The sequence below is a fragment of the Bordetella sp. 2513F2 genome (assembly GCF_054642735.1).
Genome location: NZ_CM137755.1, coordinates 326,333 through 346,559, shown reverse-complemented (window position 1 = coordinate 346,559; position 20,227 = coordinate 326,333). Strand labels below are relative to the sequence as shown.

Genomic DNA, 20,227 nt, shown 5'->3' with positions numbered 1-20,227 from the left:
CTGCCTGAAGGGGGCTTAGCTGCCTGCCACCACCCCTTGCTCCATCAATCGATCGATATCTCCGGGAGTCATGGCCAACAGCTCTCCCAGCACCTGCCGGGTATCCTGTCCCAGCCCCGGCGGCGCATGGCGGTACTCCACCGGCGTGCGCGACAACCGGATCGGATTCGCCACCGAAGGCACTTGGCCCTTCCGGGCCGATGCAATCGACACTTGAGCCTGCCGCTGCACCACGTGCTCGTCCGCGAACGCCTGGGCGATGGTGTTGATCGGTCCGCACGGCACGCCCGCCGCTTCCAGCTTGGCTATCCAGTCCGCCGTGTCGTGCCGCACCATGGCCGCGGCGATCGAGGCCACGAGCTCATCCCGATGCGCGATGCGCGCGGGGTTGGTCGCGAAGCGCGGATCGTCCGCCCATGCCGCCTGCCCGCAAACCTGGCAGAACCGCCGGAACTGCAGGTCATTGCCCACCGCCAGAATCAGATAGCCATCGCGGGTCCGGAAATCCTGGTACGGCACGATATTGGGATGCGCATTGCCCAAGCGGCCCGGCGCCGTGCCGCCCACCAGATAATTCATGGCCTGGTTGGCCAGGCTGGCGATCTGTACATCCAGCAGCGCCACATCCAGGTGCTGCCCCTGCCCGGTGGCCCGGCTTTCCATCACCGCGGCCAGAATGCCCGTGGCAGCGTACATTCCTGTCAGCAGATCCGTCAGCGCCACGCCCACCTTCTGCGGGCCCGCGCCCGGCTGTCCATCCGGAATGCCGGTAATGCTCATCAGCCCGCCCATGCCCTGGATCAGGAAGTCGTAGCCCGCGCGCTGCGCATAAGGCCCGTGTTGCCCGAAACCCGTGATCGAGCAATACACCAGACGCGGGTTCAAGGGCGCCAGGTCTTCGTACGACAAGCCATAACGCGCCAGACTGCCCACTTTGAAGTTCTCGACCAGTACATCGCAGCGCGTCGCCATCTGGCGCACCAGTGCCGCGCCCTCTGGCCGCGAGAAATCCACCGCGATCGACTGCTTGTTGCGGTTCGCGCTGAGAAAGTAAGCGGAATCCCGCTCGCCGCCCGACGGCGTACTGTGCCAAGGCGGCCCCCAGGCCCGGGTATCGTCCCCCGCGCCGGTACGTTCCACCTTGACCACCTCGGCCCCCAGGTCCGCCAGCGTCTGCGCGCACCAAGGGCCGGCCAGCACCCGCGAAAGATCCAGCACCCGCAATCCGGATAGCGCGCCCATGCCCCGCCCCCGCCCATGAACCTACGTCAATAAACCCGCCGGTCCAGCCAGGCCGCATACGCAGCCTGGCGGCACCGCCGCCGCAACCCGGCAATCAGTCGGGCGTTCTATGGGATTTCAGGTATTCCTGTGCCGCACCGCTTTGCAAACCCTGCCAAACTGCCTGCGCCTGCGGCAGAATCTGCGACACCCGGTGCGCCACCTCTTCCATCGTGATCGAGCTGACCGGATGCGCAATGATGATGGGCTCCAGTTCGTGCATACCCAGCGCCTGGCGCGTCAGCACCGTTTCCTTCACGAACTCGGTCGTCACGATCACCGCGGTCGGCACACCCTGCTGCTCCAACGCAATCGCGTCGCGCAAGCAACCGGAGGTGCACGAGCCGCAATCGCCTATTGCGGTCAGCACAATATCGTTCTCGGCGATGATCTGTTCGATCAGTTCTGGCGCCGCGTCCTTCGAGAAGCTGTGCTTCACGTAATAATTCACCGCGGCAAAATCGATCTCTTTGCGCAGTGCCTCGATCGAACCGCGCAACAGTTTGTTGGCATTCCATTTGGAGTTGTCCAGAACGCCCAGGCGCAAGCCATCCAGACGTTGCCGCCGCGGCGCCGTGGGCAGCGCCACGGACCGAATCGCGCCGCGTGGATCATAGACGCGGACCTGGCCATTTTCTGCTTTCATCAACATCGTGGTCTCCCGATTACAGCGTGCAAGTGCCGCTGGAACAATCCGGCCCTTCCGGCGCGGCCGCCACATCCACCGGCCGCAACACCGGCGTACTCATGTGTCCCCACCCCGGAATCACGGCCGAAAACCGCCCCGCCTCGCCGCCCATCACAAACAAATGGATGTTGTCCGGGCTGTGGATAATCGGAATGCGCGTGTCGTCCCGGCGCTTGTACCACTTGGGTAAATTGCGGTTGTAGACCTTGCCGTAGCGATGGCCGTACGCCAGATCGATGAACCGATTGCCGTGATTCATGAAGATGTAATTGCGGATATCCGCCCGGTTCCAGCCATGCTGCGCAATCGTGCGCGCGTGCTCCAGTCCCAGCGCCACCGCCATATGACCGCCCAGCACCGCCGTATTCGATGCGATCGTGCTCATGGCGGAACAGATCGTGTCCAGGATACCTTCCGGATCATTCGACACGTGGTTGGTCGCGCTATGCGGCGCCTCGGCCGCAATGGCGAACACGGTGGAATCTTCCGGCCGATAGCCGTGTTCCACGTGATACGGCGCCAGCGGGCTCTGCGCCTCGTTCTCGGCCACGCAATATGTGTATTTGCCCGGATGCCCCAACGTGCTCTTGTCCAAGTCTCCCGGCCAGGCGCCGCCCACATTCAGCATGACCAGGCGCACCGCCCGCCCGATCGTCGCATTGGCCCGGTTGCCCGACCCAAACGCATTTGCCCCGCCGTTCATGCCCAGCGCCTGCGCCAGCGGCCCATTCACCACGATCAGCGGCGAAGCCACATGCGTGGTGGCCTGTACGCCATTCAGGTTGAATGCCGCATCCGTCAACGCCAGCATGGCCGCCCGCACCACCGGCGCGTATTCCGGCTTGCAGCCCGCCATCACCATATTGATGGCCAGCACCTCGCGCGTCAGTTCTCCCCAACGCGGCGCCACTTTGCATTCAACGAATTCCGGATCCCCGCCCAACGCCCGCACCACGGCGTCGATTTTTTCCTGCGTCGGCGGCACTACCGGCAGACCGTCGCTAAAGCCCTTTTCGTAGTAGTACTCCACCAGGTCAACGCCCGCATCGACCCGATCTTCCTGCATGGCTGCGCTCATCTCTTCTGCTCCGTGAAGGGGATGAGCTGATCTTAGAGATTGCGCTTATTATTTCCCATTGGAATCTATTGACTATGATAATTGTCGAATCAGCATAAATAGGAAATGCGGCAGGCGCTGCCTTGCTCGTCGACATCTGCCTTGCGAGTGACCGCCATGATCCATCCCGACCAGCTCGACCTTAGCGCCAAGGAACTGCTAGCCGTTAAAACCGTGGCCGACTACGGCAGCTTCAACGCCGCCGCCATTGCACTGGAAATCTCCCAACCCGTGCTGACGCGCACGGTACAGCGCGTGGAACGCCTGGTCGGCCTGACCCTGTTCAACCGCACCACCCGCAGCGTGGAAATCACCGAGGCCGGCAAAGAATTCGTCGCCTTAGCCGAACGGGTGTTGAACGATATGCAGATCTACCTGAAAGCCGTACAAGGGCGGTCTACCGAGCAGCGGGGGCAGGTAGTGATTGCGTCCGTGATGTCGGTAGCCTGCACGGTGCTGCCGTCCATCGTGGCGCGCTACAAGCGCGAACATCCCGGGGTGAATATCCACGTCTACGAAGGCGTGCACGGCAATGTCATTGAAAGCGTCAGGTCAGGGGTGGCGGATATCGGACTGACCTACCTGGACGATATTGCTTCGATCTTCACGCAAAAACCATTAAGCACGCAGTACTTTCATGTGGTGCTGCCCAAGGGACATGCGCTGGAAAAGCGCAAGCAGGTGCCCTGGAGCGCGGTTCAGAACGAACAGATGGTGTCGCTACCGTCCGATTCGCGTACCAGGCGGTTGATCGATGCAACAGCGGTAACGGCAGGGTTGAACCTGGCGCACACAATTACCGTGACGCAGTTCACCACGATGATGCAGTTTGTGGCGAAAGGCGTGGGAATAGCCATCGTGCCAGAGGGAACGCTGGCGGATGCATTGAGTTTGGGGTTGGTGATCAGACCGCTGGTGAAGCCCAGAGTGAGTCGGGTATTGGGGATGGTCACCTTGAAGGCCAGGGAGCAAACGCCGGCGGCTGGGGCGATGGTAGAGCAAGTTGAGCGGGAGTGGCGGCGATAATGGCTCCCAGGTTCCCCCCGATGGACGTCCTCGACGACTGTTCAATCTGATCGAAATCGGGATCACTTGAAGAGCAGGAGCCCATCATCATGGGGGTGTACTCGATCTCGAGCGCATCGGGATTGATGCAGCGACATGCTGCTCTGGATTTCCTGCGACATGAAATGCAGCGAGCGGCGCATGCCGGTGCTCTGGACGAAAGGACGATGCGGCGCGCAGCCGGGCAACACGGGCCCATGTTCCGCTGCAGAGGGCCGGGGCGGTTCAGCGCCCGGACTTCAGCAAGGCCCCGATCGCCCCGGGCCTGGCGTTTCCGGATTTCGCCGCGGAATCTATGGCCGCCCGGACCGCATCGGCGCTTGGCCTGGGTTTCAATGCGGCGGACTGCCCTATGGCTTCCATCGCCTCCGGATACCGGCGTTGCTCGGCAAGCGCAACCGCCATGTACAGCAGAACGGTCGGCGTGTGCTCGTCAGGCTTGCTGCCCTGGCCGGATGCCCAGGCGTTCTTCCAGATCGTCAGGTGCTTGACGGCGGTGTCGTAGCTTCCTGCCAGGACAGCGGCCATGCCGATCTGCCGGTGGATCGCCGGCAGGTCCCTGGGCATCGTCGTCGGCAAGGCCAGCGACTGCTCGTATGCTGCGACCGTCTTGGCGAATTCCAGCTTTTGCCTGTAGGCACTCGCCATGCCCTCGAGGGCCAGCGCTGCCATATCCGGATTGGCCGAAGCCGACAGGCCATGGAACGCATCCAGGGCGGCATCCGGTTTCTCCGCCTCCAGCGCCGCAAACCCGCGGCCCAGCGCGTCGATTTCAGCTTTCGGGGGATCGGCGGGCGCCTGCGCGGCCTGCGCCCAGGCCGCCATGCACAACAGCATTGCGCCCGCATGGGCCTTGACGAGGGTGAGCACAAGGGCCTCTTCGGTGGCGGCTGCAGCGTGGGGGCAGCGGCTCCGAAGCCGCCTACGAAGCCGCCCGCAAGACAGCGCGCAGATCTGCGCGCCTGGGGTGCAACGCGGGCACGAAGCCCACGCAACCCATTGATTTTCTGGCGCGCCCGACAGGAATCGAACCTGTATCAAGAGCTTCGGAAACTCTCATTCTATCCATTGAACTACGGGCGCGAAGCCATAGATTGTACCGGACTTTCATGACTTTGCCCCGGCGCGGCGCAACACGGCGAGCGCGCCGGGGGCTCCTGTATATAATCAGATGTTTACATGTGGAGGGGAGGCCACTTGTAGTTCTGGGAGACAGGCCTGTCCCTGAAGTTGTAGTTCTGTTGCCGCCGTCAGGCGCCCCTGGTACCCGACTTGCAGGATAAAAGGATATGAGCAACGAGCAGGCACAACACGAAGAACATGCGTCGCCCATCAAGACGCCCAAGCAATTGATCGTCACGATCGTGCTGGCGTTCCTGATTCCCATCGTTGTCATCCTCCTGCTGGTGCACGTCGTCAGCACGGCGACCAAGCCCGCCGCGGGGTCCGACGCGTTCTCCGCCGAGGCGGTGAGCAAGCGCATCGCGCCGGTGGCCGGTTTCGAACTGGTCGATGCCAATGCGCCCAAGGTCTTCAAGACCGGCGAACAAGTGTTCCAGCAAGTCTGTACGTCCTGCCACGCCGCGGGCGTCGCCGGCGCCCCCAAGGTGGGCGACAAGGCGGCCTGGGCGCCGTTCATCAAGGCGGGATTCGAATCCATGATGCAGGTGGCCCTGCATGGCAAGGGCGCGATGCCGGCCAAGGGCGGCAATCCTGCCTTGTCCGACTACGAAGTGGCCCGCGCCGTGGTGTACATGGCCAACCAGTCGGGCGGCGACCTGCCCGAGCCGGCCGCGCCCGAAGAGCAGGGCGGACAGGCCCAGGTTGCGGCGGCCCCGGCCGCCACGCCGGCAGCGCCTGCCGCCGCACCCGCTCCTGCCCCCGCTCCCGCGCAGCAAGCCCAGCAACAGCCGCAGCCACAACAACAGCAGCAGCCCCGGGCTGCGGCCCCGCAGCAGCAGGCCGCCGTCAATCCGGCCGGCGAGAAGCTCTACAAGAGCACCTGCTTTGCCTGCCACGGCACCGGCGTGGCCAACGCGCCGAAGTTCGGCGACAAGGCCGCCTGGGCCCCCTACATCGCCACCGGCATGGATGCCATGGTGCAGGTCGCCATGCAGGGCAAGGGCGCCATGCCGCCCAAGGGCGGCGCCGCCACGGCGTCCGAGGCCGACATCCGCGCGGCGGTCGAATACATGGTGAACGCGGCCAAGTAGGCTGCCCTCACGACGCCTGGGCGCCCCGTCGCCCGGGCGGCAGCAGGGCCGCCACGATGCCCAGCAGCGGCAGGTAGGCAATCGCGCGGTACACGCCCACGATGCCGATGTGATCTGCCAGCAGGCCCAGCACGGCCGCGCCCAGGCCGCCCATCCCGAACGCGAAGCCGAAGAACAGGCCGGACACCATGCCCACCCGGCCCGGCATCAGTTCCTGCGCGTAGACCAGGATGGCCGAGAACGCCGACGACAGCATGAAGCCGATCAGCACGGTGAGGGCAACCGAGGCGTGCAGGCCGACGTGGGGCAGCGCCAGGGCAAACGGGGCCACGCCCAGGATCGACGCCCAGATCACCGGCTTGCGTCCGATGCGGTCGCCCACGGGGCCGCCGATCAGCGTGCCCGCCGCCGATGCCAGCAGGAAGGCGAACAGGTGCATCTGCGCCGCCTGCACCGAGACGCCGAAGCGCTGGATCAGATAGAAGGTGTAGAAGCTGCTGAGCCCGGCGATGTAGAAGTACTTGGAGAAGATCAGCACCAGCAGCACGCCGATGACGCCGGCCACATGGGCGCGGCGCAGGGGCGGCGCAGGCGGGGCCGCGCGGCGGGCGCTGCGGGCCTGAGCCAGGTGTTGCGCATACCAGCGTCCCACGCACGCCAGCAGCACGATGCCCGCCAGTGCGGCGCCGGCGAACCACGCCACGCTGTGGCGGCCATTGGGCACGATGACGAGCGCGGCGATCAGCGGGCCGAGGGCCGTGCCGGCATTGCCGCCCACCTGGAAGACGGATTGCGCCAGCCCATGCCGCCCGCCGGAAGCCAGGCGTGCGATGCGCGAGGACTCGGGATGGAAGATCGCCGAGCCCACGCCCACCAGCGCCGCCGCGGCCAGCACCAGTCCGAAGGTGGGCGCGTAGCCCAGCAGGAGCAGGCCGCACAGCGTGCAGGCCATGCCGGCAGGCAGCGAATAGGGCGCGGGCCGGCGGTCGGTGCGCAGCCCCACCAGCGGCTGGAACAGCGAGGCCGTAAGCTGGTAGGTCAGCGTGATCAGGCCGACCTGGGCGAAGCTGAGCGCGAACTGGCCCTTGAGCACCGGGTACAGCGCCAGGATGAGCGACTGCATCATGTCGTTGACCAGATGCGAGGCGGTGAGCGCCGACAGGACGCCCGGGGCGAACGGACGCGTGGCGATGGCCGGCGTGGAGGCTGTAGCGGTATGGGACATGGCAGCGGGGGAGGATGACAGCGGATCGGCGTGTCCGGCCAGGCCGGAAATGCGCCATGGTAGGCTGTACCCGCCGGGCCTTCCTGCGCGATATGCCCAACAACCATCGAAAAACGGACATGCCCCCTTCTTCTGCGCCGACCACCCTGGACGTGGACCAGGCCGCCGCCGGCGTAGTCTGCCGGCCGGTGGACTACCCGCCGCAAAGCCTGATCGCGCCGCATCGCCACATGCGGCACCAGCTGGTCTATGCGATGCAGGGCCTGATGGTGGTGATGACCGGCCAGGGACGCTGGGTCGTGCCCAGCACGCGCGCGCTATGGATGCCCGCCGGCACCGTGCATGCGGTGCAATGCGTCGGCGCCGTGCGCATGCGCAGCCTCTACATCCTGCCCGACACCATAGAGCACATGCCGGCGGAAGTGGCCGTGGTGGAAGTCGAGCCGTTGCTGTCCGAACTGATCCGGCACGCCGCGCAGATTCCGTGGAGCTATGGGCCCGATTCGCGCGACGGACGGCTGATGCGCCTCATCCTGGACGAATTGCGTGCCCTGCCGGCATTGCCGCTGCACCTGCCCGAACCTTCGGACCCGCGCCTGCAGCGCATCTGCCGCGCGCTGCAGGATGAGCCTGCGGATCCAGCCACGCTGGGAGACTGGTCGGCACGGCTGGGCCTGGACGTGAAGACCATCCAGCGCCTGTTCCGCCGCGAACTGGGCATGACTTTCGGGCAATGGCGGCAGCAGGTGCGGCTGCTGCGCAGCCTGGAGCGCCTGGCCGCGGGCGAGCGCATCATCGACGTGGCGCTGGACCTGGGCTATGAGAGCCCCAGCGCCTTCACGGCCATGTTCCGCCGGCAGTTCGGCTGCCCGCCCAGCCGGTTCTTCCGGCCAGGCTGAGCCCGCGGGCACACGGCGCGCCCTGGCATCGCGCCGCCAGATGCCGGCCTGCCGCAAGGCGAGGGGCGCCGCGCCGGCCAGTCCGGCGGGAGGGAAGCCGAAGGCCGAGGGCGCCGGATGGCGCGCCCGAGCCGACCGACGTGGCCGGCGCGGCGCCCCTCGCCTTGCGGCAGGCTGACGCCTCGGCCGGATCAGCGGCTGGCGTCGTCGTCCAGCAGCGACATCCCCAGCTGCACCCGCCGTTGCAGCCAGGGGCTGGGCCGGTACCGCATGTCGCCGGTGACGCGCTGCATGTTGCGCAGGATCTCGAGGATGCGCGCGCCGCCCAGGGCATCGCCCATGGCCAGCGGCCCCGCCGGATAGCCCAGGCCCAGCCGCACGGCGAGATCGATGTCCTGCGGCGTGGCGATGCGCTGCTGCGCGATGTCGCAGGCCACGTTGATGATGGCCGCCACGATGCGCTGGGCCACGAAGCCCGCGGAATCCTGGATCACGCTCACGCGCGCGCCGTCGGCCGCAAGCAGCGCGTGCGCGGCGTCGCGCCAGGCGGGCTGCGTGGCGGGCGACACCATCAGCGTGCGACGGCGCTCCGCCTCCAGGCCATGGAGCGTGTCGAGCCCGACGGTGCGGGCGGCGTCCAGGCCATGCTCGGCCACGCAGCTCGAGACGTCCTGCCCGTACGGCGTGACGATGAGGAGCGCATCCGCCGGCGCCACCTCGCCTTCGACCAGCGCGGCGCCGAGCTGCCGCAGGCACGCCACGGCGCGCGCATGGCCCTCGGGGTGCGCGGGGCTCACCCACACCGACAGGCCCGGGCGGGCCGCCGGCACCGGCGCCTCGTCGGGCACCTGCTTCTCGCCGTTCTCGTACACATAGAACCCCGCCCCCGCCTTGCGGCCGAGCAGGCCGCCGGCCAGGCGCACCGCGGTGATGGGCGAAGGACGGAAGCGCGGCTCGTCGTAGAACTGGCGGTAGATGGACTCCATCACCGGATGCGAGACGTCCAGCGCGGTGAGGTCCAGCAGCTCGAACGGACCCATGCGGAAACCGGCCTGCTCGCGCATGATGGCATCGATCTGGCTGAACGCCGCCACGCCTTCCTGGGCCGTGCGCAGGCCCTCGATGTTCATGCCGCGCCCGGCATGGTTCACGATGAAGCCCGGCATGTCTTTGGCGCGCACCGGCGTGTGGCCCATGCGGCGGGCCAGCGCCACCAGCGCGTCGCCGGCGGCGGGATCGCTGCGCAGCCCGTCGATCACTTCGACGACCTTCATCAGCGGCACCGGATTGAAGAAGTGGTAGCCGGCCACCCGCTGCGGGCGCGCGCAGGCGGCGGCGATGGCGGTGATGGACAGCGAGGAGGTGTTCGAAGCCAGGATGCAGTCGTCGGCGACGATGCCCTCCAGCGTGGTGAACAGCTCGCGCTTGACGTCCAGCCGTTCCACCACGGCCTCGATCACGAGCTGGCAGTCGGCCAGCGCCTCGAGCCCGTCGGCCGGCTGCACGCAGGCCAGCGCGGCCTGCATCTCGGCCGCGCTCATCCGGCCCTTGGCCGCCAGCTTGTCCCAGATCTGCTGCAGCGAATCACGGGCCGCCGTCACGGCCTCGGGGCGCGTGTCGTACAGGCGCACCGTCAGGCCGGCCTGCGCAGCGATCTGCGCGATGCCGCGGCCCATCGCACCGGCGCCTACGACGCCTAGGGTCTGGATGTCTTTCATCTGTCCTCCTGCCTGGTTCTGATGGAATGAAGCGGCGCAGCCGGCGGGCTCAGCCTCCCTGCGCCAGCGCGTCGATCTCGTCGTCCGACAGCCCGAGGCGCTCGGCGAGCACCTGGCGCGTGTGTTCCCCCAGCATGGGCGGCGCGCGCCGGTATTCGACCGGGCTGCCGGACAGCTTCAGGGGGCTGGCGGCGATGGGCACGGTGCCCGCCGCGGGATGCGGCAGTTCGCGGCGCATCCCGCGCGCCAGCACGTGCGGATCCTGATAGACCTGGTCCAGCGTATTGATGGGGCCCGCCGGCACGCCGGCCTCTTCGAGCCGGGCCAGCCACATGTCGCGCTCGCCGGTGGCCATGCGTTCGGCCAGCAGCGGCACCAGCGCGTCGCGGTTCTGCACGCGCTGCGGATTGGTGGCGAAACGCGGGTCCTGCGACAGCTCGGGCATGCCGATGACCCTGCAGTAATTGCGGAACTGGCTGTCGTTGCCCACGGCCACGATGAGGTGCCCGTCGCTGGCGGCGAACACCTGGTACGGCACCAGGTTCTGGTGCGCGTTGCCGGCACGCCGGGGCGCCTTGCCGGAAGTCATGTAGTTGAGGTTCTGGTTCGCCAGCATCGCCACCTGGCAGTCGAGCAGGGCCATGTCGACATGCTGGCCCAGTCCGCTGCGGGCGCGCTCGTGCAATGCGGCCAGGATGCCCACCGTGGCGTACATGCCGGTCATGAGGTCGGCCACGGCCACGCCGGCCTTCTGCGGGCCGCCGCCGGGCAGGTCGTCGCGTTCGCCGGTGATGCTCATCAGCCCGCCCATGCCCTGGATCATGAAGTCGTAGCCGGGCCGGCTGGCATACGGGCCGGTCTGGCCGAAGCCCGTGATCGAGCAGTAGATCAGGCCGGGATTGACCTCGCGCAGGCTTTCGTAGTCGAGCCCATACTTGCGCAGGCCCCCGACCTTGAAGTTCTCCACCAGGATGTCGCTCTGCGCCGCGAGCTCGCGCACCAGTTCGGCACCGCGCGGGGTGGCGATGTCGAGCGCCACGGACAGCTTGTTGCGGTTGGCCGACAGGTAGTAGGCCGCTTCGGTGGTCTCGTTGCCCTCGGCGTCGCGCAGGTACGGCGGCCCCCAGGCCCGGGTGTCGTCGCCGGCGCCCGGGCGCTCGATCTTGACCACCTCGGCGCCGAGGTCGGCCAGGTTCTGGGTGCACCAGGGCCCCGCGAGCACGCGGGTGAGATCCAGCACGCGTATGCCGGTCAGGGGAGCGGGACGTTGCGACATGTCGGGGTCGTGAAAAGAAAAGGACAATCCGGCATATTAGCCGCGCGCATGGCGCGGGATTTTCCGTTTTGCGCACGATCTTGTGCGCGGCGGGCACAAGGCCCGCGCGGCTCAACCATAGGCCTTGAGCGTTTCGCGGGCGATGACCAGCTGCTGGATCTGCGTGGTGCCCTCGAAGATGCGGAACAGGCGCACGTCGCGATAGAAACGCTCGACCGCATACTCGGCCATGTAGCCCGCCCCGCCGTGGATCTGCACCGCCCGGTCGGCCACCCGGCCCACCATCTCGGTGGCGTACATCTTGCAGCAGGCGGCCTCCATCGTGGTGTTCTCGCCGCGGTCGCGCTTGCGCGCGGCATCCAGCACCATGCAGCGCGCGGCATAGAGCTCGGCCTGGCTGTCGGCCAGCATGGCCTGCACCAGCTGGAACTCGGCAATGGGCTGGCCGAACTGCCTGCGCTCGAGCGCGTAGCGCACGGCGTCGCGCAGCAGCCGCTCGGCGATGCCCACGCACAGCGCCGCGATGTGCAGCCGGCCCTTGTCCAGCACGCGCATGGCGGTGCGAAAGCCGTTGCCTTCCTGCCCGCCCAGCAGGGCCGAGGCGGGCACGCGGCAGTTGTCGAACACCACGTCGCTGGTGAGCGCGCCGGTCTGGCCCATCTTCTTGTCGGGCTTGCCGATGACCAGCCCCGGGGTGCCGGCCTCCACCAGGAAGCACGAGATCGAGTCGGCGCGGCGCTCGGGCGCCGTGCGCGCCATCACCGAGAACAGGCCCGCGATGGGGGCATTGGTGATGAAGCGCTTGGTGCCGTTGATCACGTAATGATCGCCGTCGCGCACGGCCAACGTGCGCAGCGCCATGGCGTCGGAGCCGGCATCGGGCTCGGTGAGGGCGAAGGAGCCGACCAGCTCGCCGCTGGCCAGGCGCGGCAGGTAGGCCTGGCGCTGGGCGTCGGTGCCGGCCAGCACGATGGATTGCGAGCCTATCCCGATGTTGGTGCCGGCCAGCGAACGGAAGGCCGGCGAGGTCTGGCCCAGCTCGAACACCACCCGGACCTCCTCTTCCATGTTCAGGCCCAGCCCGCCGTACTCCGGGGCGATGGAAAGGCCGAACAGGCCCAGCTCGCGCATTTCCTCGACGATGCCGGCCGGCATTTCGCCGGTCTGGGCCAGTTCGTCTTCGGACGGCACCAGGCGTTCGGTAACGAAGCGGCGCACCGCGTCGACCAGCAGGGTGAGGGTTTCATTGTCCAGAGCCATGGGGAATATCCTGTGAAATAGACGGGGAAGCGCCCGCATCGGCGGGGCGCACGCCCTGGGTGATCAATTGGAAATAATCGTCGGCCACCTGCTCCGCGCTGGCGCCTTGCCCGGGCTTGTACCAGCGCACCATCCAGTTCAGCATCGAGAGCACCGCGCGGCCCGTGGCCGCCGGGTCCAGCTTCCGGAAATGGCCTTGGGCCATGCCTTCGGCGAGCAGTCCGCGCAGCAGGCCTTCATAGGCGTCGCGCAGCCGCGAGGCATCCTCGCGCTCGGGCAGGCGCATGCCGGAATAGCCCACCAGCATGGTGACGAACTTGTCGTGGTGCGCGGCGAAATAGCGCGCATGCGCCAGCATGAATGCACGCAGGCGCGGCAGGCCGGGCGCGGCCTGCGCCACCTGCGCGCCCACGGCGTCGTACAGGCCCTGCAGCACGTCCAGGATGATGGCGTCGTAGATGTCCTGCTTGGTGGGGTAGTAGTGATAGATGGCGGCCTTGGACACGCCTACCGCCGTGGCCAGGTCGGCCACCGAACTGTTTTCGTAGCCGCTGTGCGCGAAATGGCGGGCCGCTTCCTGCAGGATGCGTTCGCGCGGCGCGGCCAGCGTGGGCGGGCGCCCTGCGCGCGGCCGCCTTGAAGCGGGATGGGACGTGTCTGCCATGGGAGGGGGAGCCGCGCATTGACAGCGTTTCGGCCCCTGCCGTTAAATACTTTCAGATTAATTACCGGACGGCCGGTAGGTAATTATATGAGGCGCGCCCGCGCCGTCAAGCTCAGAGGACGAGACATGGATTCCAACGCATCCCCGCCGCTGCATCCGCTGGTGGCCGGGCTCTACGCCCGCATGACCCTGCCGGTGGTGTGCGCGCCGATGTTCATCGTGTCGCAGCCGCAGCTGGTGCTGGCCCAGTGCGGCGCGGGCGTGCTGGGCGCATTTCCCGCCCTCAACGCACGCCCGCAGAGCCTGCTGGACGACTGGCTGCACGAGGTCGAGGCCGGCCTGCAGTCGCTGCGGGCCGCGGATCCGCAGGCGCGCGTCGCGCCGTATGCGGTGAACCAGATCATCCACGCCTCGAACGACCGCCTGGACCAGGACCTGGCCGTGTGCGCCGCGCATCGCGTGCCCTACATCATCACCAGCCTGCGCGCGCCCAACGACGTGGTCGACGGCGTGCATGCCTGGGGCGGCAAGGTCTTCCACGACGTCACCACGCTGCGGCACGCCGAGAAAGCGCTGGAGGCGGGCGTGGACGGCCTGATCCTGGTGTGTGCGGGGGCAGGCGGCCATGCCGGCACGCTGAGCCCCTTCGCGCTGCTTGCCGAAGTGCGGCGGCGCTACGACGGGCCCATCGTGCTCTCGGGCGCCATCACCACCGGCGCCGGGGTGCTGGCGGCACTGGCGATGGGCGCCGACTTCGCCTACATGGGAACGCGCTTCATCGCCAGCACGCAGGCGCATGCCCCCGAAGCCTACAAGCAGGCCATCGTGGACGCCGGCGCGGCCGACATCCTGTACACGCCGTTCTTCACCGGCATCCCGGGCAACTACCTGAAATCCAGCATCGTGGCCGCCGGCCTGGACCCGGCCAGCCTGCCCGCCCCCAACGCCGCGGCCTCGAACTTCGGCACCACGCGCAGCAAGCCCTGGAAAGACATCTGGGGCGCGGGCCAGGGCGTGGGCAGCATCGACAGCGTGCTGCCCGCCGAAGAGATCGTGGCCCGGCTGCGCGCCGAATATGCCGCCGCGGCAGGCCGCGTGCAGGCCCGGAGCTTTCCATGACCGGCATCGCCGCGGAGCGCGACGGCGCCGTGCTCACGCTCGCCATCCGGCGCCCCGAACGCCGCAATGCGCTCGACAACGCCGCGTATGCATCGCTGGCTGCCCAGCTGCGGCAGGCCGCGGCCGATCCCGCGCTGGCCGCGGTGATCCTCACCGGTTCGGACGGCCAGTTCACGGCCGGCAACGATCTGCGCGATTTCCAGGCCGAACGCCCGCCGGGCGACAGCCCCGCGCTGGGCTTCCTGCGCGCGCTGGTGGACCTGGACGTGCCGGTGCTGGCGGCAGTGGAAGGCCACGCCGTGGGCATCGGCGTGACGCTGCTGCAGCATTGCGACTTCGTCTACGCGGCCAGCGACGCGCGGCTGCGCATGCCGTTCGTGAACCTCGGCCTGTGTCCGGAGGGCGGCTCCAGCCTGATGCTGCCGCGCCTGGCGGGCGCGCGCCGTGCCGCCGAATGGCTGCTGCTGGGGCGAGCCATCGATCCCCAGGCCGCCTGCGAGGCCGGACTGGTGAGCGCCCTCACGCCGCCGGGCGGCGCGCTGGACGCCGCGAGGGCCACCGCCGCCGAACTCGCCGCACTGCCGCCCGCGGCGCTGCGCGCCAGCAAGGCCCTGCTGCGGCGCGCCGAACGCGCGGAGATCCATGCCGCCCTGGACGCCGAGGCCGAACAGTTCCGGCTGCGCCTGCGGTCTCCCGAAGCGCAGCAGGCCTTCGCGCGATTTCTCCACAAGCGCGACCCCGCATGAGGCCCGACGGCGACGAGGTGGCCGCGCCAGGAGGCAGAACATCCGCCGCTCAGAATGGCTCCTGCGCCGAGAACGTGGGCGGTCGCCGCGCGCGCAACGACTGGATGCCCTCCTGCACGTCCGGCCCGCCGAAACCCATGAATTCCAGGGCCAGCGAAGTATCGAAACTGGGGCCGGCCATGCGCAGCCAGTTGTTCAGCGCATATTTGGTCCAGCGGATGGCGCTCTGCGAACCGGCGGCCAGCCGCTGCGCCACCTCGAAGGCGCGCGGCAGCAGGTCGCCGGGCTCCACGCACAGCGACACCAGGCCGATGCGCTCGGCCTCCTCGCCGCTCACCGTCTCGCACAGCAGCAGGTAGTACTTGGCCTTGGCCATCCCGCACAGCAGCGGCCAGACGATGGCGGCGTGGTCGCCGGCGGCCACGCCCAGCCGCGTATGTCCGTCGATGATGCGGGCATCGCGCGCTGCGATCGACACGTCGGCCAGCAGGCCGGCGACCAGGCCCGCGCCCACCGCCGCGCCATGCATGGCGGACACAATCGGCTTGTTGCAGTTGATCAGGTTGTAGACCAGGTCGCGCGCCTCGCGCCAGACGCGCGCGCGCACCTGGAAATCGTCGGCCATCTGCTGCACCAGGTCGAGATCCCCGCCGCCGGAAAAACCCTTGCCCTCGCCGCGCAGCACCACCACGCGCGTGTCGGGATCGGTGTCGATGTCGCGCCAGACCGCCGCCAGCTCTCTGTGCATGCGGTCGTCGGCCGTGGACAGCTTGCCGGCGCGCGCCGGCGGCGCTGCCATGATGAGTTCGAGCACGCCGTCGGGGTGCCGCTTGAACTTGAGTGACTGGTAATGGGCGTAGTGGTCGAGCGTGGCGTCGGGCAAGGCAGTCTCCTCGATCTGGGTTGGAACCTCTGGCGTTGCGCCGCGCCGATGGAGCGGCGCGGGGCTTTGGGGCACTATAGAAGCATCGCGCGCCGTGCGCGCAAGCCCTCTCAGCCCATGGACACTCCCCTGCCCATCCGCCCCGCAGACCTGCCCGCCTTGTTCGCCCCGCGTGCTCCCGACAGCCACAAGGGCACGCATGGCACCCTGGCCATCCTGGGCGGCGGCCCGGGCATGGCCGGCGCGGCGCTGCTGGCCGCGCGCGCGGCGTTGCGCATCGGGGCCGGCAAGGTGCTGGTCGGCTTCGCCCAGCACCAGACCCCGCTCGCCTGCGACCCGCTGCAGCCCGAGCTCATGCTGCGCGGGGCAGCCGAATTGATGGCCGACGGCGCGCCCGCCATCGGCGCATGGGTGGCCGGCTGCGGCCTGGGCGCCACCGACGAGGCTGCCGGCCTGCTCGACCGCCTGCTGCAGCGGCGCGGCGCCGCTCCCCTGGTGCTGGACGCCGACGGCCTCAACCTGCTGGCCGCCGGCCGGGTGCACCCCCACTGGGCAGACCCGGATGCGGTGGTGCTCACGCCCCATCCCAGCGAGGCTGCCCGCCTGCTGGGCTGCGGCACCGCCGCGGTGCAGGCCGACCGCCTCGGCGCCGTCCGCGCGCTGGCCCGGAAATACCGCGCCTGGAGCGTGCTCAAGGGCGCCGGCACCCTGGTCTGCGCGCCGGACGGCCGCTGCCGGGTCAACACCACGGGCAACCCCGGCCTGGCCACCGCCGGCACCGGCGACGTGCTGGCAGGCATGCTGGGCAGCCTGCTGGCGCAGGGCCTGCCCCGGCTGCAGGCCGTGGCGGGCGCCGTCTGGCTCCACGGCGCCGCCGCGGACGCCCTGGTGGCTGCCGGTGTGGGGCCGATCGGCCTCACCGCCGGCGAGCTTGCCGATGCCGCGCGAAAGTTGCGCAATGGCCACAGTCAGGATCAGTTACAAGACAACTAGGGTTTTCCCTAGATTTTTGTTGCAGTGCACTTAGGGTTATCCCTATAATGGTTTCCATCGACACCCCGCACTGGAGACCACCATGAGCGACCTGACCCTGAGCCAAAACGCCCGCCTCACCGATGCGCTGGAGCGTGAGCTGCTGCGCGGCGCTATGGAAAAGCAATCCGGCCTGCACCCGCTGGCTGCCCTGAAGTCCGCCACCCGCCGCACCGGCCGCGCCATCGGCAACCTGTTCGCCTTCATCGACGAAGTGAACGAGTCCATGAACCGCGCCCGCGCCCAGAGCGCCCACTACAGCGGCTCGCAGTGGTAAGACGCCCGGGGCCCGTCCAAAGGCCCTGACGCCGCCCCCGGGCGGCACTTCTGCAGCGCATGCCGGAAGGCTTCACCGAGCCGGCACGCCCGGCGGCTTCGCATTGACAACGCGCGAATCGGCTACCGATAATCGCGCCCTTGTCCTTCCGGAGTCGTCACATGAAATTGCGCAACCTGCTGGCCATGCTGGCCACCGGCGCCGGCATCGCCGGCCTGACCGGGGCGGCACAGGCCCAGACGCTGACCATCGCGCTGTCGTCCGAGCCCACTTCGGCCGACCCGCACTACCACAAGCAGACGCAAAACGACGCCTTCTCGGCGCACGTCTACAGCTCCCTGATCGGCCGCGACGCCCAGATGAACCTGGTGCCCGCCCTGGCCACGTCGTGGAAGAACCTCGACGACCTGACCTGGGAATTCAAGCTGCGCGACGACGTCAAGTTCTCCAACGGGCAGCCCTTCACCTCCGAAGACGTGCTGTTCACCATCTGCCGTACGCTGAACAACGAGACCAACGTCTCGCAGTCGTACATGGACCTGACCAAGCGCATCACCGACGTGCAGACGCCGGACGCCCACACGGTCATCATCAAGACTTCCGCCCCGCTGCCCCTGCTGCCCGCCGAAGTGGCGCGCAGCCTGCCCATCCTCTGGAACGGCATCGTGGAGCACGGCAAGCTGCACTTCGACCCCAAGGCCGGCTGCGGCGTGACGGGCCCCTGGCCCACCGTGGCCGACTTCAACAACGGCAAGGATGCCATCGGCACCGGCCCGTACACGCTGAAGTCCTACGTCAAGGGCACCGGCATCCAGCTCGTGCGCAACGAGAACTACTGGGGCCCCAAGCCCTACTGGAAAGAAGTGAAGATGGTGCCGGTGCCCAACGCCGGCCCGCGCCTGACCGGCCTGCTGTCGGGTGACTTCGACGTCATCGAGAACCCCGCCGCGCGCGACCTGCAGCGCCTGAAGTCCAACAAGGACTTCGGCTTCGTGGCCACGCCCTCGACCCGCCTGATCTTCTTCCAGCCCGACGTGGCCCGCAATCCCAGCCCGCTGGTCAAGGCCGCCGACGGCAAGAATCCGCTGCAGGACCTGCGCGTGCGCCGCGCCATCTCGATGGCGATCGACCGCAAGACCATCGTCGCGCGCCTGATGGACGGCATGGCCACGCCGGCCTACCAGTACATGCCCGACGGCATGTTCGGCGGCCTGGCCGACGCCCCCGAGATCAAGTACGACCCGGAAGGCGCGAAGAAGCTGCTCGCGGAAGCCGGCTACCCCGACGGTTTCGAGCTGACGCTCTCCACGCCGAACGACCGCTACGTCAACGACGGCCAGGTCGCGCAGGCCGTGGCGCAGTACCTGTCGCGCATCGGCATCAAGGCCCACGTCGATGCCATGACGGCGTCCATCTACTTCCCCAAGCGCGCCAAGCGCGAGTTCAGCTTCTCGATGGGCGGCTGGCCGTCGGAAGTGGGCGAGGCCTCGGGACTGTTCCAGCTCTGGGTGGCTTCGCTGGATTCGCCCAACAGCCTGGGCACCAGCAACTACGGCGGCTTCTCGAATCCCGAGTTCGACAAGGTCTACAAGCAGGCCATCGTGACGGTCGACCCGGCCCAGCGCAAGCCGCTGCTGGAGCAGGCCACGCGGATCGCCCTGGACAACGTGCCGCTGATCCCGCTGCACTTCGAAAGCAGCATCTGGGCCTTCCGCAAGGGCATCACCTACGAAGGCCGCCGCGACCAGTTCACGCTGGCCATGTCGGTCAAGCCGGCCGACAAGTAAGCGGCGCTCTGCCCGCAGGGGCGGCGGCCCGGGCCGCCGCCGGCATTCCCGCCGGCATTCCTCATCCCGGCAGGCTGGCCGACATGGCGTCGAGCCGGCCTTGCAGGAATGCCACGAATCGCTCGATGGCCGGCGGCAGTTCCCGTCCGGCCATCGTGAGCAGCTGCAGGTGGCGGGCCTGCAGGTCGGCATCGGCGATCGGCAGCGCCACCATGCCGTCGCGCTTCAGGCGCCATGCCACCGAAGCGTAGCCGGCGAAGGTGATCGCCATGGAATGGCGCACGAAACCCAGCAATGCCTCGGAGTACGTCGACTCCAGCACCCTGTCCATGTCCAGCGCATCCAGTGCGCCGCCCCGCTCGAGCAGGTAGCGCGCGGTGCTGCGGGCATCCGTGAGCGCCAGGGGATAGGGCCGGAGGTCGTCCAGCGCCACGCGCCGGCGCCGCGCCAGCGGATGCGAGGCGGACATCACCACGCATACCGGAGCCCGCTGCGCATGACGCACCGCCACGCCTTCGGGCTTCTCCACGGTGAAGCACAGGGCCAGGTCGACCTCGCCCTCGACGGTGCGCCGCACGGCCTCCCGCGGCGGCATCACATGCAGCGTATAGTGGGTCTGAGGATGCCGGGAATGGAAGGCGGCCATGGCCTCGGGCAGGAAGCCCTGCGCCGGCCCTTCCGAGGCCGCGATGCGGATGCGGTCGCGCGGCGTCTCCTGCAGTGCGGCGATCTGGGTCCGGACGGCGTCGGCATCCAGCAGCGTGCGCCGCACGTGCGCCAGCATCAGTTCGCCGGCGGGGCTGAGCACCATGCCGCGCGGCGCGCGCTCGAACAGGGCCGCGCCCACTTCTTCCTCGAGACGGGCGATCTGCCGGCTGATGGCGGAGACGGCCACGTGCAGACGGCGCGAGGCCTCGCTGAGGCTGCCCGAATGGGCCACCTCCAGAAAATACTTGAGCGCCACGCCATGCACGATG

General features: G+C 68.3%; 19 protein-coding genes and 1 tRNA gene. 8 read left to right on the top strand and 12 right to left on the bottom strand.

The window, feature by feature from the left end:
• Nucleotides 1–15: 15 nt before the first annotated feature.
• From ACYBYQ_RS01625 to ACYBYQ_RS01615, 3 genes are all read right to left on the bottom strand, one after another.
• Nucleotides 16–1,242: a CaiB/BaiF CoA transferase family protein gene (locus ACYBYQ_RS01625; RefSeq protein WP_028354610.1), complete on the bottom strand. Its 1,227-nt coding sequence runs from the start codon at nt 1,240–1,242 to the stop codon at nt 16–18.
• Nucleotides 1,243–1,336: 94 nt separating this feature from the next.
• Nucleotides 1,337–1,933 carry a UGSC family (seleno)protein gene (locus ACYBYQ_RS01620; protein ID WP_231501732.1) on the bottom strand — a complete coding sequence of 199 codons (597 nt, stop codon included), beginning with the start codon at nt 1,931–1,933 and terminating at the stop codon, nt 1,337–1,339.
• A 13-nt stretch (nt 1,934–1,946) separates the two neighbouring features.
• Nucleotides 1,947–3,047, bottom strand: coding sequence for a hypothetical protein (locus ACYBYQ_RS01615; RefSeq protein WP_459616655.1), 1,101 nt, complete (start codon nt 3,045–3,047; stop codon nt 1,947–1,949).
• 156 nt (nt 3,048–3,203) lie between these two features.
• Between ACYBYQ_RS01615 and ACYBYQ_RS01610 the strand changes: the two genes are divergently transcribed.
• Nucleotides 3,204–4,112, top strand: a complete 909-nt coding sequence (locus ACYBYQ_RS01610; protein ID WP_459616654.1) for a LysR family transcriptional regulator — start codon at nt 3,204–3,206, stop codon at nt 4,110–4,112.
• Nucleotides 4,113–4,376: 264 nt separating this feature from the next.
• Here the strand turns inward: ACYBYQ_RS01610 and ACYBYQ_RS01605 are convergent, their stop codons facing one another.
• Both ACYBYQ_RS01605 and ACYBYQ_RS01600 read right to left on the bottom strand, forming a co-directional pair.
• Complete coding sequence (locus tag ACYBYQ_RS01605) at nt 4,377–5,021, bottom strand: tetratricopeptide repeat protein (protein ID WP_459616653.1); 645 nt, start codon at nt 5,019–5,021, stop codon at nt 4,377–4,379.
• A 138-nt stretch (nt 5,022–5,159) separates the two neighbouring features.
• Nucleotides 5,160–5,234: transfer RNA gene (locus tag ACYBYQ_RS01600), tRNA-Arg, on the bottom strand.
• A gap of 206 nt (nt 5,235–5,440) precedes the next feature.
• Between ACYBYQ_RS01600 and ACYBYQ_RS01595 the strand changes: the two genes are divergently transcribed.
• Complete coding sequence (locus ACYBYQ_RS01595) at nt 5,441–6,364, top strand: c-type cytochrome (RefSeq protein ID WP_459616652.1); 924 nt, start codon at nt 5,441–5,443, stop codon at nt 6,362–6,364.
• A gap of 7 nt (nt 6,365–6,371) precedes the next feature.
• On the opposite strand, the gene ACYBYQ_RS01590 is transcribed toward ACYBYQ_RS01595, so the two are convergent.
• Nucleotides 6,372–7,589, bottom strand: coding sequence for an MFS transporter (locus ACYBYQ_RS01590; RefSeq protein WP_459616651.1), 1,218 nt, complete (start codon nt 7,587–7,589; stop codon nt 6,372–6,374).
• A gap of 119 nt (nt 7,590–7,708) precedes the next feature.
• Between ACYBYQ_RS01590 and ACYBYQ_RS01585 the strand changes: the two genes are divergently transcribed.
• The gene (locus ACYBYQ_RS01585) at nt 7,709–8,488 is read left to right on the top strand and encodes an AraC family transcriptional regulator (protein ID WP_459616650.1); all 780 of its coding nucleotides are present in this window, start codon (nt 7,709–7,711) and stop codon (nt 8,486–8,488) included.
• Nucleotides 8,489–8,679: 191 nt separating this feature from the next.
• Here the strand turns inward: ACYBYQ_RS01585 and ACYBYQ_RS01580 are convergent, their stop codons facing one another.
• The 4 genes from ACYBYQ_RS01580 to ACYBYQ_RS01565 all read right to left on the bottom strand — a co-directional run bounded on the left by ACYBYQ_RS01580 (nt 8,680) and on the right by ACYBYQ_RS01565 (nt 13,406).
• Entirely contained in the window at nt 8,680–10,206 is a 1,527-nt protein-coding gene (locus tag ACYBYQ_RS01580; protein ID WP_459616649.1) for a 3-hydroxyacyl-CoA dehydrogenase, read from the bottom strand.
• A gap of 49 nt (nt 10,207–10,255) precedes the next feature.
• Nucleotides 10,256–11,482: a CaiB/BaiF CoA transferase family protein gene (locus ACYBYQ_RS01575; RefSeq protein WP_459616648.1), complete on the bottom strand. Its 1,227-nt coding sequence runs from the start codon at nt 11,480–11,482 to the stop codon at nt 10,256–10,258.
• A 111-nt stretch (nt 11,483–11,593) separates the two neighbouring features.
• Nucleotides 11,594–12,742, bottom strand: a complete 1,149-nt coding sequence (locus ACYBYQ_RS01570; protein ID WP_459616647.1) for an acyl-CoA dehydrogenase family protein — start codon at nt 12,740–12,742, stop codon at nt 11,594–11,596.
• Nucleotides 12,726–13,406 (bottom strand): TetR/AcrR family transcriptional regulator, encoded by a 681-nt coding sequence (locus ACYBYQ_RS01565; RefSeq protein WP_459616646.1) that lies wholly within the window; start codon nt 13,404–13,406, stop codon nt 12,726–12,728. The genes ACYBYQ_RS01570 and ACYBYQ_RS01565 overlap by 17 nt, the downstream gene beginning before the upstream one ends.
• 126 nt (nt 13,407–13,532) lie before the next feature.
• On the opposite strand from ACYBYQ_RS01565, the gene ACYBYQ_RS01560 reads away from it, so the two are divergent.
• Both ACYBYQ_RS01560 and ACYBYQ_RS01555 read left to right on the top strand, forming a co-directional pair.
• Complete coding sequence (locus ACYBYQ_RS01560) at nt 13,533–14,525, top strand: NAD(P)H-dependent flavin oxidoreductase (protein WP_459616645.1); 993 nt, start codon at nt 13,533–13,535, stop codon at nt 14,523–14,525.
• Nucleotides 14,522–15,271, top strand: a complete 750-nt coding sequence (locus ACYBYQ_RS01555; protein ID WP_459616644.1) for an enoyl-CoA hydratase-related protein — start codon at nt 14,522–14,524, stop codon at nt 15,269–15,271. The genes ACYBYQ_RS01560 and ACYBYQ_RS01555 overlap by 4 nt, the downstream gene beginning before the upstream one ends.
• A 49-nt stretch (nt 15,272–15,320) precedes the next feature.
• Here ACYBYQ_RS01555 and ACYBYQ_RS01550 read toward each other — a convergent pair whose 3' ends face one another.
• The gene (locus ACYBYQ_RS01550) at nt 15,321–16,154 is read right to left on the bottom strand and encodes an enoyl-CoA hydratase/isomerase family protein (RefSeq protein WP_459616643.1); all 834 of its coding nucleotides are present in this window, start codon (nt 16,152–16,154) and stop codon (nt 15,321–15,323) included.
• 117 nt (nt 16,155–16,271) lie between these two features.
• On the opposite strand from ACYBYQ_RS01550, the gene ACYBYQ_RS01545 reads away from it, so the two are divergent.
• From ACYBYQ_RS01545 to ACYBYQ_RS01535, 3 genes are all read left to right on the top strand, one after another.
• The gene (locus ACYBYQ_RS01545; protein ID WP_459616642.1) at nt 16,272–17,147 is read left to right on the top strand and encodes an NAD(P)H-hydrate dehydratase; all 876 of its coding nucleotides are present in this window, start codon (nt 16,272–16,274) and stop codon (nt 17,145–17,147) included.
• A gap of 82 nt (nt 17,148–17,229) precedes the next feature.
• Nucleotides 17,230–17,463, top strand: coding sequence for a hypothetical protein (locus tag ACYBYQ_RS01540; protein WP_459616641.1), 234 nt, complete (start codon nt 17,230–17,232; stop codon nt 17,461–17,463).
• 161 nt (nt 17,464–17,624) lie between these two features.
• The gene (locus ACYBYQ_RS01535; RefSeq protein ID WP_459616640.1) at nt 17,625–19,250 is read left to right on the top strand and encodes an ABC transporter substrate-binding protein; all 1,626 of its coding nucleotides are present in this window, start codon (nt 17,625–17,627) and stop codon (nt 19,248–19,250) included.
• A 61-nt stretch (nt 19,251–19,311) separates the two neighbouring features.
• Here ACYBYQ_RS01535 and ACYBYQ_RS01530 read toward each other — a convergent pair whose 3' ends face one another.
• Nucleotides 19,312–20,214, bottom strand: coding sequence for a LysR family transcriptional regulator (locus ACYBYQ_RS01530; protein WP_459616639.1), 903 nt, complete (start codon nt 20,212–20,214; stop codon nt 19,312–19,314).
• Between the last annotated feature and the right edge of the window lie 13 nt (nt 20,215–20,227).